At 70.8% G+C, this 12,128-nt stretch carries 9 protein-coding genes; 7 read left to right on the top strand and 2 right to left on the bottom strand.

Annotated features, from left to right (window positions below):
• Positions 1 to 80 precede the first annotated feature (80 nt).
• The 4 genes from PSQ21_RS01405 (at position 81) to PSQ21_RS01390 (ending at position 3,160) form a co-directional block, all read left to right on the top strand.
• A complete protein-coding gene (locus tag PSQ21_RS01405; RefSeq protein WP_274028551.1) occupies positions 81 to 914 on the top strand; it encodes a Scr1 family TA system antitoxin-like transcriptional regulator in 834 nt (277 codons plus the stop codon).
• A gap of 73 nt (positions 915 to 987) precedes the next feature.
• Positions 988 to 2,079: a PP2C family protein-serine/threonine phosphatase gene (locus PSQ21_RS01400; RefSeq protein WP_274035602.1), complete on the top strand. Its 1,092-nt coding sequence runs from the start codon at positions 988 to 990 to the stop codon at positions 2,077 to 2,079.
• Positions 2,080 to 2,423: 344 nt separating this feature from the next.
• Positions 2,424 to 2,690, top strand: coding sequence for a WhiB family transcriptional regulator (locus tag PSQ21_RS01395; protein WP_274028550.1), 267 nt, complete (start codon positions 2,424 to 2,426; stop codon positions 2,688 to 2,690).
• 86 nt (positions 2,691 to 2,776) lie between these two features.
• Positions 2,777 to 3,160: a YkvA family protein gene (locus PSQ21_RS01390; RefSeq protein WP_274028549.1), complete on the top strand. Its 384-nt coding sequence runs from the start codon at positions 2,777 to 2,779 to the stop codon at positions 3,158 to 3,160.
• A gap of 505 nt (positions 3,161 to 3,665) precedes the next feature.
• Here the strand turns inward: PSQ21_RS01390 and PSQ21_RS01385 are convergent.
• Both PSQ21_RS01385 and PSQ21_RS01380 read right to left on the bottom strand, forming a co-directional pair.
• Positions 3,666 to 4,082, bottom strand: a complete 417-nt coding sequence (locus tag PSQ21_RS01385) for an ATP-binding protein (protein ID WP_274028548.1) — start codon at positions 4,080 to 4,082, stop codon at positions 3,666 to 3,668.
• 132 nt (positions 4,083 to 4,214) lie between these two features.
• Positions 4,215 to 4,712, bottom strand: a complete 498-nt coding sequence (locus PSQ21_RS01380; RefSeq protein WP_274028547.1) for a hypothetical protein — start codon at positions 4,710 to 4,712, stop codon at positions 4,215 to 4,217.
• 299 nt (positions 4,713 to 5,011) lie between these two features.
• Here PSQ21_RS01380 and PSQ21_RS01375 point away from each other — a divergent pair, with 299 nt between their 5' ends.
• From PSQ21_RS01375 to PSQ21_RS01360, 3 genes are all read left to right on the top strand, one after another.
• Positions 5,012 to 8,365, top strand: a complete 3,354-nt coding sequence (locus tag PSQ21_RS01375; RefSeq protein WP_274028546.1) for a LamG-like jellyroll fold domain-containing protein — start codon at positions 5,012 to 5,014, stop codon at positions 8,363 to 8,365.
• 240 nt (positions 8,366 to 8,605) lie between these two features.
• Positions 8,606 to 10,267 carry an alpha/beta hydrolase gene (locus PSQ21_RS01370; RefSeq protein WP_274028545.1) on the top strand — a complete coding sequence of 554 codons (1,662 nt, stop codon included), beginning with the start codon at positions 8,606 to 8,608 and terminating at the stop codon, positions 10,265 to 10,267.
• A gap of 743 nt (positions 10,268 to 11,010) precedes the next feature.
• Positions 11,011 to 12,093: an ABC transporter substrate-binding protein gene (locus PSQ21_RS01360; RefSeq protein ID WP_274028544.1), complete on the top strand. Its 1,083-nt coding sequence runs from the start codon at positions 11,011 to 11,013 to the stop codon at positions 12,091 to 12,093.
• Positions 12,094 to 12,128 lie beyond the last annotated feature (35 nt).

Genomic DNA, 12,128 nt, shown 5'->3' with positions numbered 1-12,128 from the left:
GCACTCTCGGTGTAAATCGCATACTTTGCAAGCGACAGAGTGTGGGCTCCGCTCCGGGGCCCGACGAGGAAGGCAGGCGCATGCGGGCCCGATCCGGTCCCACCGTGGAGCACCGCGTCCTCGCGGTCCGCCTCCGCATGCTGCGGGAACGCGCGGGAATCAGTCTGCGGGCCGCGGCCGAGGCGCTGGACGCCCACCCCGCCACCGTCCGGCGCATCGAACGCGCCGAGACCGGACTCGACGCCCGGCAGGTCGGCGAGCTGCTGCGCTGCTACGGCGTTCCGCCCGCCGCGGCCGAGCCCATCATGGCCGGGCTCGGAGCCGCGAACCTGCCCGGCTGGTGGCACGGGTGGCGGGACGCGATGGAGGGCTGGCAGCAGGACGTCATCGGAGTGGAATCCTCGGCGAGCCTCGTGCGGACCTGGCACCCGGCGCTGGTGCCCGAACTGCTGCGCACCCCCGCGTACGCCGCCGCGCTCCTGCGCACGCAGCACCCCGAGGACACCCCCGCCCGCCGGGAACGCCGCGTCGAGCTGCTGCGGGAGCGTCGGCGCCGCATGCGCGAGCGCGGGGCCGACCTGTGGGCCCTCTTCCCCGCAGCGGCCCTCCACACGCGGGTCGGCGACCGGGAGACCATGGACGGACAGCGGGCAGCGCTGACCGAGGCGATGAAGGAGCGGCACGTCACCATCCAGGTGGTGCCCATGGATCACCCGCCGCACCCCTTGACCGGTATGCCGCCCCTGCACATCCTCCGGGTGCCCACACCCGAGATCGGGGACCAGGCGGTGCTGGAGACCCCGGGGGTCCGGGTCGACGTCATCGACGATCCCGAGGCCGTGATGGCCCACCGCATCCGGCTGGACGCCGCGTGCGCCGCCGCACCCGGCCCCGGGGCCCCGCTGCCGGACTGACCCGGCCTCCGGCCCGGCATGGCCGGCCGCCGCCCGGGATGCGGCGGACCCCGGCGCCGTGGAGCGTGGGGGAGTGGTGCAGCTGCGCAGGGCCAAGTGGATCCCGCTGGGGGTCGTGGTGCTGGCCGTCGTGCTGGACCTGGTGACCCCCGCGGGGGTCACATCCGCGCCCCTGCTGATCGCGGCTCCCGTCGCCGCCGCACCGCTGCTGACCCTGCCCGGCATCGTCGCGATCGGCGTCCTCTCGATGGCTGTCCACGCGGCCCTCGCGAAGTACGACGGCACCTTCGGCTGGCAGCGGGGCGTCGCCAACCAGCTCACCCTTCTGGCCGTAACCGTGCTGGCCGTACTCATCCACCGTGCCCTGGAGGGCCAGGACGCCCGGACCCGCCGCGCCCGCCATATCGCCGCCGTGGCCCAGAGCGCCGTCCTGCCCAGGCCCCCCTCGCGCATCGGCGAGCTCAGGATCGCCGCCCGGTACGTGCCCGCCGAGAACGAGGCCATGATCGGCGGCGACCTCTACGTCGTCCAGGACACCCCGCACGGGGTGCGCGTGATGGTCGGGGACGTCCGCGGCAAGGGGCTGGGCGCGGTCAGCGCGGTCGGCGCGGACCTGGGGGCCTTCCGGTACGCGGCGGACGAGGCGGAGGACCTGCCCGCCCTCGTGACCGCGCTGGAACGCGCCCTCCTGCGCGAGGGCGGCCGACGCGGCGGCCAGGAACGGGACGAGGGGTTCACCACCGCGCTGATCGCCGAGTTCGCCGAGGACCTCGGCGCCGTACGCGTGGCCAACCGGGGGCATCCGCCGCCGGTGCTGCTGGACGCCGAGGGCCGGGCCACCGTCCTCGGGCCCTCCGAGGAGGCGCCCCCGCTCGGCATGAGCGCCCTGGGGACATGGGAGTGCCCGGTCGACACGTTCCCGTTCCCGCCCGGCGCCACCCTCATCTGCTACACGGACGGGGTCACCGAGGCCCGCGACGAGTCCGGGGTCTTCTACGACCCGTCCGTCCGGCTGCCCTTCCTCTTCCACCACCGCGCGCTGATCGGCGACCCGGCCACCCCGGCGCAGATCCTCCACCTGCTGATCGAGGACGTGGGGCATCACACCGGCGGCCGGATCCAGGACGACCAGGCGCTCCTCGCCCTGCACCGCCCGCACGCGTGACGGCCGCCGCGCGTCGCCACGCCCCGGGCGACCGTCCGTGTCGTCCGCCGGGGCACGAGCTGGACCGGACTTCCGTGTCGGGTGTCGGGAAGCCAACCGCGGCCCCGGGCCGTGGCCCCTCGTCGACGTTCGATTCCCTGTGCCGCGACATCGTCCTGAACGAGCCCCTCGTCCGCACCTCCGTACTGCACGGGGGAGACGATCTCGCGGCCTCGTCGTTCCAGCGCCGACCTGCCGAACACCGGTGATGTTTGAGGAGCCGATCGTCGGTCACCCGCACGGAAGACACGTACGGCAAGCGACCTACGAGGTATCGACATCGGGAGTGAGCGGAGTTGAGCAGCATGGAGAACTGGCGCCTGCACGCCGCCTGTCGCGAGGAGGACCCGGACCTGTTCTTCCCCATCGGGAGCACGGGCCCCGCCCTCGTCCAGACCAAGGAGGCCAAAGCCGTCTGCCGGACCTGCCCGGTACAGGCAGCCTGCCTGGAGTGGGCCCTGGAGAACAAGCAGGACTCAGGCATCTGGGGAGGCCTCTCCGAGGATGAGCGGCGTGCTCTGAAGCGCCGCAGCCGCCGACGGGCGGAGGCTCGGGGGCGCGGCACGGCCTGACCCGCACCCGGCAATTCCCCGGTCCGGAACGCCGGCACCGTCGCCACGGGTTCGTCATCCGCGTGCGAATGGGTACACGATGAGCCATGGACACCACCGCTTGGCTCGTTCTCGGCGCCGTGGCCGCACTGATCATGATGGCCGCGGCCATCGTCCTTCTGGTGCGCGTCTTCAAGGCCAGGAAGCTGCTGGTCGACGCCGGAATCCCGCTGCGCAGCAAGGCGCTTGTCTGGGCGGCCGTCATCTACACTGTGTCACCGGTGGACCTGCTGCCCGACCCCGTCTACCTCGACGACATCGGCTTCCTGCTGGTCGCCCTGCGTTCCCTCCACTCGGCGGCGTCGGCCGCCGGAGTGCGCACCGGTACACAGGCGAAGAACCCTCCGTCGGAGAGCAGCCCCGACGCCGTGGGCCGGGACCGGGCCCGCGGCGCCGATCCGCGCCGCGCGGACCCCGACCTCTCCAGCTGAACGCGGGGGCTTCCTGCTGGGTCGGCCGCCACCGGATCCGGGGAAACGGGCCCGGGAGGCTGCGGGCCCGACTGTGAGTCACGACGACGAGGGGCGTGGGCAGTCGGATCCGGCGCGGACAGGAAGGGGAAGCGGACGCGTCCTTCGGGGGATCGGTCTGCTGGTCGCCTTCGCCGGTGTCGCCGGCCGGCCGCTCGAACCCGTCGCCGTTCTCCGGGGCGATACCGTCACGCACTCCTTCAGCGGCTTCTTCGACGGCTCCACCACGGCCATATCGGAGCCCGGTCACCCGGGCCGGACCTCGCCCGTCCGCCGCGGAGTTTCCTCCCGGGCGACGGGCGACGGGCGACGGGCGACGACGGGCTACAGGCGACGGACGGCGGCAGCGATTTCCCGCAGGCCCCGCACACCCGGGCACGCTCCGGTCGTCCAGAGCACCGCCGTACCCGCCTGGAGCATCGCCTGGTAGGCGGTCGCCTCGCCGTCCTCCTGGAGGCCGAAGGGCTCAGCGCGGCACGGTGGCGAGGATGACCTTCCCGCCGCCCGCCGTCTCGCGGACCCGTACCTCCTGGGCCAGCCGCTGGACCATCGGCCAGCCGAATCCGCCGGTCAGGCCGGTCAGGTCGGGCGTCCGGTCCTGCGGGTGCGCCGGGCTCGGGTCGGTGACCCGGACCTGGACAACCTCGCGGTCCGCGGTCAGCCACAGCGCGGTGACGGCCCCCGCGTGCTGGAAGGCGTTGGTGACCAGTTCGCTCACGAGGATCAGGAGGTTCTGCACCGTGTGCGAGGTCGGTGCGGGGTGCAGCCGTGCCACGAAGGTGCTGACCGCGTCCCGCGCGTCGGCGGCCTTCTCCGGCCGGCAGACGAAGTCGGTACGGGTCTCACCGTCCGGTGAAAACGTCATCAGAATGCGGTCGTTCATGGTTTCCACCCCGTCGCGTGAGCGTTCTGGCTGGAGTGCGGGTACCCCCGAAACGGCATTTCATGGACGTCGGCTGTCAGGGAACGTCATCGCTCACGTACCGCCCTTGATGGCCGTGGCATTCCGTCCCCGTCAGGCGGGGCGGGGCTCCTCGCTCTTCCGGGCGAACGAGATCAGCAGCCAGGCGAAGATGAGAGGGACCGCGCCGAAGAACACGCACAGGCCGACCGGCAGGATTCGGTCGGCGACACCTGGAGGGCTCATCTCGGCGTAGTGCCGGGGGAAGGGGCGGCCGGGCTCGTCGCCCCGGTGCGCGATACGAAGGGCATCGCCCACGCGCAGCGTGCGCCCCTTCGGTGTGCCGCGCAGCCGGGATGTGTAGCGGATGCCCTCGACTTCGTAGGTCACCCGGGGAGCGGACCGGCTGCCGATCGGCCCTCCGCCGGACCGGATCCGCACGAAATCGGTCACCACCGCGTCGGCCTCGCGGTCCGGCGCGGTCTTTTCGTCGAGTCCGATCCCGAACGCGATCATCGTGGCGATCACCATCAGCAGGCCGCCGAGTGCGACGCACATCAGCCCGCCCGCCCAGGCGGCCGCCCGCGCGCAAGTCAACGCGAGTCCCGACATGGGTGTTGCCCCCCTCCGCTCCGCGCCTTCCCGAGGTCGCGGGCGTCAAACCCGGGGGTTCCATCGCCGATGAGGCCGGCCGGATCCCGGTGGCGCCGGCGGGCCGTGCTCCGTGGCGGGGTCTCCGATCCCGGCCGCTGCCCGCCCGCCGGCCACCCTGACCGCCCGTCCGCTACCCCGGTCGGCCGTCCGCTACCCCGGTCGGCCGGAGGTCGTCACCCAGAGGGCTCGGGCCAGGTTTTCTATCGTTGAAAATTCTGCGTGCACGACCGTTGTGCAGTGTTTGGTGTTGTGGCTCAATGTTCGACTATGTGCAGTGCCTCGCTGGTTCGAGGTACCCCCGGCTCTTCGACGAGGATGACGCCTTGAGACGACAACACCCGCGCCCCCGCGCCCTGTTCAGGGCCCTGACCTGCGCTGCGGCGCTGCTCGTACCGGTCGGTGCCACTCTGGTCCCGACGGCGGCCGCCGCACCGGCCGCACCGGCCGAAGCCGCCGCCAAGGCCTTCACGGCCGAGGATCCGGTCACCGATGTCCATGGGCTGAAGGGCGAGTACTTCAGCATGTCCGCCCCGGGCGCCCGTGACTTCGCCGAACTCGGCGCCACCTCCCTCGACCCCGAGATCAACTTCCCTGGTCTCACCGGGACGTTCGAGTCGGCTACCGGCAAGACCGAGCACACGACGGCCCGTTGGACGGGACAGCTGGAAGCCCCCGAGACCGGGGAGTACACCTTCTCCGCCATCGGCGACAACGGCTTCCGGCTCTTCCTCGACGGCAACGTTGTCATCGACCACTGGCAGCCGGACTGGGACAAGGAGCAGCACAGCGCTCCGATCGCCCTGAAGGCCGGTGAGAAGCACGACTTCAAGCTGGAGATGTTCCAGGACGTCGGCGGTGCCAGCATGTTCCTGCGCTGGGGGAGCGACACCCTGGAGAAGCAGATCGTGCCCGAGTCGGCGTTCACCCCGCCCGCCGACTTCGAGGTCTACCCGGTCGCCCTGAGCGTCGCGGAGAACGGCAAGCGCCTCCAGGCCACCTTCAGGGACCGCGTCTCGGACTACCGGAAGGTGAAGGAGCACCTCAAGATCGAGGTCGACACCTCGCCGATGCCGGTGAAGTCGGTGAACCGGGCCTCGGACGACCCGAGGGCGCTGGTCATCGATCTCGCCGCACCGGTCCAGAAGGACCAGCGCGTCAAGGTCGTCTACGACGGCCGGGGCGGCCTGAAGTCGGGCTCCGAAACCGTCCCGGAGATCGGCCGCACCGCCAAGAACCTCTCCACGCACCGCCTCACCACCCCCTGGGGCGACAGGCTGGACAGGAATCACCCGCTGCCCGAGTACCCACGGCCGCAACAGGTCCGCGACCAGTGGAAGAACCTCAACGGTCCCTGGGAGTTCGCCGGGGCGGCCGAGGGCGAGCAGCCGGTCTTCGGCAAGAAACTCGACGAGAAGATCATCGTGCCGTTCCCGGTCGAATCGCAGCTCTCCGGCCTGGAGCGCGACGAGGACCACATGTTCTACCGGAAGCTCGTCACCGTGCCGAAGAACTGGTCGGTCGGCAAGGGGAACAAGGGCGCGGCCCAGCGGCTGAAGCTCAACTTCGACGCCGTCGACTACCAGTCCACCGTCTGGGTCAACGGCACCAAGGTCGCCGAGCACACCGGCGGCTACACCGGGTTCACCGCCGACATCACCGACGCGCTGCGAGGCGGCGGCCCCCAGGAGATCGTCGTCGCGGTCACCGACAGGACCGGCCCGAACCAGCCCAAGGGCAAGCAGTCCACCAACCCCGGCGGCATCGTCTACACCCCGACCTCCGGCATCTGGCAGACCGTGTGGATGGAGCCGGTCGCGCCCGCCGCCATCGACTCCCTGACCACCACACCGGACATCGACGCCGGCCGCCTCGCGGTCACCGTCAACTCCGCCAAGGCCTCCGCCGACGCCCGGATCACCGCCGTCGCCCGCGACCGCAAGGGCAAGGTCGTCGGTACGGTCACCGGACCGGCCAACCGCAAGCTGAGCCTGCCGGTCAAGAACCAGCACCTCTGGTCGCCGGACGATCCCTACCTGTACGACCTCGACGTCTCCCTCGCCGACGGCCGCTCCAAGGACAGGGTCGAGAGCTACTTCGGAATGCGCCAGCTGAAGATCGACAAGGTGGGCGGCTACCAGAAGCTCGTTCTCAACGGGAAGCCCTTCTTCTCCCTCGCCATGCTCGACCAGGGCTTCTGGCCCGACGGGCTGTACACCCAGCCCAGCGACGCCGCCCTCACCTTCGACCTGAAGGCCCAGAAGGACCTCGGCTTCAACGCCGTACGCAAGCACATCAAGGTGGAGTCGCCGCGCTGGTACTACCACGCCGACCGGCTCGGGCTGCTCGTGTGGCAGGACTTCGTCAACGCCGACATCGACAACGACGCGGGCAGGAACGCCTTCCTCACCCAGGGGAAGGAGATGATGAAGCAGTTCCACAACTACCCCTCGATCAGCGGCTGGATTGTCTTCAACGAGGGCTGGGGCGAGTGGGACCGCACCGAGACCGGCAAGATCGCCGAGGACGTCAAGGCGCTCGACCCGTCCCGCGTGGTCAACGCGCACAGTGGCGTCAACTGCTGCGCCTCCAAGGGTGATTCCGGCAAGGGCGAGATCATCGACCATCACGACTACGTGAACAACGACCCGGCCTTCCCGGACGACCGTCGCGCCGCGATGGATGGCGAGCACGGCGGCTTCACGCTCCGGACTCCGGGACACATGTGGCCCGGTGCGCCTGCCAACATCTACAGCGGGGTCGCGGACAAGGACGCCCTGACCGCCAAGTACGTCGACAACACTCGTACGTACTACCTCGCCGCCGCCGGCGCCGAGCTGTCCGGCTCCGTCTACACCCAGGTCAGCGATCTGGAGAACGAGCTGAACGGTCTGTGGACGTACGACCGGCGCGAGATCAAGGTCGACCCGAAGAAGGTGCGGGAGATCAACCGGCAGGTGATCGCCGCCGGGGCGAACGCCGGTGAGCGCGACGAGCTGAAGGGCGGTGGCTCCTGGTCGCTCGACGAGAACAAGGGCGCCACCGCCCGCGACAGCGGCCCCAACAAGGCCCATCTCGCCCTGGAGGGCGGCACGTCCTGGACCCCGGGCGTCGCGGGCTCGGCGCTGAAGTTCGACGGCGAGGGGCAGTACGCGCAGAGCGCCGGACCGGTCGTGGACACCACGAAGGACTACACGGTCTCCGCGTGGGCCTCGCTGGACGCCGTGCCGGGCAACTACGCCACCGTCGTCAGCCAGGACGGCCGACGCACCGAGAACCCCTTCTATCTCCAGTACGGGCAGGGCGCGTTCGCCTTCTCCACCCCGGGCGGCAAGCGTGCCCGCCAGGAGATCACCCCGGAGACCGGTAAGTGGTACCACCTGGTCGGGGTCCGCAGGGGCGACACGATCACGCTGTACGTGGACGGGAAGCCCGCCGCCACCACGGAGGCCGGGCCGGCCGAGGTGAGCACCGGCCCGCTCTCCGTCGGGCGTGCCCAGTACGACGGTGCCCGGGTCGACTTCTGGAACGGCTCCGTCGATCAGGTCGCGGTGTACGACAAGGCCCTGACCGCCGAGGAGGTGTCCGCGCTCCACGGCCGTCAGAAGCCGTAACGGGACACGGACCCAGGTCCGCCTCCCCCGCGCCGGACCGCCCGGCGCGGGGGAGCGGGCCTCCGTCCTGTCCTCGGCTTCTCCAACTCGCGGACCACCCCGTCCGGTTGCGTCACTCCCAAGGTGGAGACGAGTGGCAGCCCGGTGGGGGATCCGTACGCCCGGCCCCTTCCTGGATGATCCTTCCTGTCCGAACATCTGACCGGAAGGATCGATATCGTGCGCAGCAGACGACGTCTCGTGCCCCTGTTAGCGGTAAGCGTCACAGCAACGCTCTCCCCCGCGCTGGTCACCTCCACGGCCGCCGCCGCTCCGGCCGCCTCCGTGTCGGCGTCCGTCCCGTCGAGCGCGTCCTCGTACGCCGGCAAGGGCGCGCTGGACCGCTACGCGAAGCAGAAGCCGCGCTGGAAGCGGTGCGAGGCCGCCGCTCCCGCGGAGTTCCAGTGCGCCACGATCAAGGTCCCACTGGACTACCGGGCTCCCGGGGGCGAACGGATCGACCTGGCCATATCCCGGATCAAGACCACCGCACCCGGCAAGCGCCACGGTGTCCTGCTCTCCAACCCCGGCGGCCCGGGCGGCGAGGGCCTGTACATGCCGCTGTCGATGGCCGAGTCGCTCCCCGCGTCCGCGCGGCAGAAGTACGACCTCGTCGGCTTCGACCCGCGCGGTGTGGGACGGAGCAGCCCGGTCTCCTGCGGCCTGGAGCCGGAGGAGCAGGACTGGCTGAGGCCGTACAAGGAGGAGACGTTCGACGACGACGTCGCCTGGGCGCGGACGGTCGCGGACAAGTGCGAGGAGAAGGCGGGCGACGTGCTCCCGCACATCACCACGCGCAACACCGCACGCGACATGGACCTGCTCCGGGCGGTCCTCGGCGAGAAGAAGATCAGCTACGTGGGTTACTCGTACGGCACCTACCTCGGGGCCGTCTACACCCAGCTCTTCCCGCGACGCGCCGACCGGTTCGTACTGGACAGCGCGGTCGACCCGGAACGCGCCTGGCGGGGGATGATCCAGTGGTGGGCGGAGGGCGCCGAGCCCGCGTTCGACCGGTGGACCGAGTGGGCCGCCGAGCGTTCGGAGCGGTACGGCCTCGGCGAGACCCCGAAGAAGGTCGAGGGGACCTTCTGGGACCTGGTCGCGCAGGCCGGCGAGGAGCCCATCGACCTGGACGGGCAACTGGTCACCGGCGACGACATCCGCAGCGGAATGCGGGGGGCGGTCTTCAGCCCGCTGTCCGCCACCGAGGCGTTCGTGGAGCTGAAGAAGGCGGCAGACGGCAAGCCCGCCGCGACGGAGAAGCTCAAGGCGTTCACCCGATCCGAACAGCTCAAGGCGTTCACCGGATCCGAGGAGCGCGGAACGGCGGGCGCGGCGGTCGAGACGCCGGCCGACAACGTGTTCGCGAGCTTCTGGTCCGTGGTGTGCGGTGACAACTCGGCCGCCTGGTCCCGCAACCCCGAGAGCTACCGGCGGGACGCCATCGCGGACAGGGCGCGCTACCCGCTCTTCGGAGACTTCGCGTCCAGCGTCAAGCCCTGCGCCTTCTGGGACCGGTCCGCGGAGCGGGCGACCGAGGTGAACAACAAGGCCGGATCCCTGGTCGTCCAGAACGAGTGGGACTCGCAGACGCCGCTTCCCAGCGGTCAGGCCCTGCGCCGGCAGCTGAGGGGGTCGAAGATGGTCACCGTCCTCGGCGGCGAGGGCCACGGCGTCTACCCCAGCGGCAACGCGTGCACCGACGGCGCGGTCAACCGCTATCTGCTCACCGGCAAGCTCCCGGCGAAGGACCTGACCTGCGAGGCAACGGCCGAGTCGAACGCCAAGGCGCGGCAGAACCAGCAGGAGGGCGTGCTCCCCGGGTCCCCGCTCCCGGACCGCGCCCCTGACCGGTTCTGACCCCACCGCGCATCTCCCCCCGCACACAGCCGGCCCGGCCGCGACGGAAGACCCTCTCCGTCGCGACCGGGCCGGCCGGTCGTTCCCCCGCTCATCGTCATCGGTCCCCGGGAATCATGGGGTCCGGGGCGCTCCCGCCGCCCAGGCGGTGTCCTCGGCGAAGGAGACTGGACTGCCTCCGGGACGCCCGGAGCAGGGCCTGGGCGGCGGCCTCGACCCGGGCGGTGTCGGCCTTGGCCACCTGGCGGTCGTGGGTCGGCAGTCCGTTCGCCGCGGTCTCGACGTCCGTGATCTCCGTGCAGCCCGACGAGCAGAGCCCGCCGAGCAGAGCCCGACGAGCAGAGCCCGACGAGCAGAGCCCGACGAGCAGAGCCCGCCCAGCCCGCCCAGCCCGGCACCCCGGGTGGCGCTCGGCGCGGCGTTGCCGGGGCCGACGTCCAGACCTCGCGCAGGGCCTTCGCCGGAGAGCGGGCTGTTGACCGCGGACGAGCTCCGGCGGTCTGCCGACACATTTTGGAAACGCGTCGACATCACCCTTGCCGCCCGTGCCGCGCCGCATATATAACGTTGTAAACCGAGCCGCCGACAGGCCGCGCAGGCTCTCACGACCACTGTTCCCGCAGTACGGAGCAGGGGTGTGAGGAATGCAGTGGCATCAGCCGCAGAGCTGCTGATGCCTCGTCCCGCATGCCCCGACCGCACGCCGATCAGCGTGCCGTCAACCGCCAAGGAGCGTTCCGCGCATGATGATCCAGCGTCGATCCCGTACTCTCGCCGTGGCCTGCGTCCTCGCCGCCACCACGCTGGCCGCCGCCGGCTGCGCCAAGTCGGAGACCTCCACCAGCGCGGGCGGCGACAGTGCCCAGGGGGTGCAGGAGGCCAAGACCCCTGACTCCTCGTCCGGTCCGGGCTGCAAGCTGGAGACCTACGGCGCGCCGAAACTGGACCTGAAGGACGCCGTGGTCGGCTTCTCCCAGTCGGAGAAGGAGGCCAACCCGTTCCGGATCGCCGAGACCCAGTCCATCAAGGACGAGGCGAAGAAGGTCGGCGTCAAGAAGCTCCTCACCACCAACGCCCAGTCCCAGCTGTCCAAGCAGATCAGCGACATCCAGGACATGCTGTCCCAGGGGGCCCAGTTCCTCATCGTCGCCCCGCTCAACTCCGACGGGCTGGAGCCCGCGTTGAAGGCGGCGGCCGCCAAGAAGGTCCCCGTCCTCACCATCGACCGCAAGGTCAACTCCACCGCCTGCGAGGACTACGTCGCCTTCCTCGGCTCCGACTTCGTCGAGCAGGGCAAGCGCGCCGCCGACGCGATGATCAAGGTCACGGGAGGCAAGGGCAAGGTCGCCATCCTGCTCGGCGCCTCCGGCAACAACGTCACCACCGACCGCACCAAGGGCTTCGTCGACCAGGTGAAGGCCGAGGCCCCCGGCCTGGAGATCGTCGCCCAGCAGACCGGCGAGTTCGCCCGCGACAAGGGCCAGCAGGTCATGGAGCAGCTCATCCAGTCCAAGCCCGACATCACCGCCGTCTACGCCGAGAACGACGAGATGGGCCTCGGAGCGGTCACCGCGCTGAAGGCGGCCGGCAAGAAGCCCGGCAAGGACGTCAAGATCGTCTCCGTCGACGGCACCCGCAACGCCGTCCAGGCCCTCGTCAACGGCGAATACAACGCCGTCATCGAGTCCAACCCGCGCTTCGGCCCGCTCGCCTTCGCCACCGCGCAGAAGTTCTACGCCGGTGAGGAGATCCCCGAGAACGTGATCATCACCGACCGCGCGTACGACGAGGCCAACGCGAAGGAATCGCTCGGCGGAGCCTACTGACCCCGTCGGCCGGCCGGCCGCCGCGACGCCCGGGC

Origin of the sequence: Streptomyces sp. MMBL 11-1, from assembly GCF_028622875.1 — a bacterium.
Taxonomy (GTDB): domain Bacteria; phylum Actinomycetota; class Actinomycetes; order Streptomycetales; family Streptomycetaceae; genus Streptomyces.
This window is presented reverse-complemented; position numbering and strand designations above follow the sequence as displayed.

Coding starts and splice junctions, on each gene's coding strand:
- PSQ21_RS01405 (WP_274028551.1), top strand. CDS start 81: ATGCGGGCCCGATCCGGTCCCACCGTGGAGCACCGCGTCCTCGCGGTC.
- PSQ21_RS01395 (WP_274028550.1), top strand. CDS start 2,424: ATGGAGAACTGGCGCCTGCACGCCGCCTGTCGCGAGGAGGACCCGGAC.
- PSQ21_RS01390 (WP_274028549.1), top strand. CDS start 2,777: ATGGACACCACCGCTTGGCTCGTTCTCGGCGCCGTGGCCGCACTGATC.
- PSQ21_RS01385 (WP_274028548.1), bottom strand. CDS start 4,082: ATGAACGACCGCATTCTGATGACGTTTTCACCGGACGGTGAGACCCGT.
- PSQ21_RS01380 (WP_274028547.1), bottom strand. CDS start 4,712: ATGTCGGGACTCGCGTTGACTTGCGCGCGGGCGGCCGCCTGGGCGGGC.
- PSQ21_RS01375 (WP_274028546.1), top strand. CDS start 5,012: ATGTTCGACTATGTGCAGTGCCTCGCTGGTTCGAGGTACCCCCGGCTC.
- PSQ21_RS01360 (WP_274028544.1), top strand. CDS start 11,011: ATGATGATCCAGCGTCGATCCCGTACTCTCGCCGTGGCCTGCGTCCTC.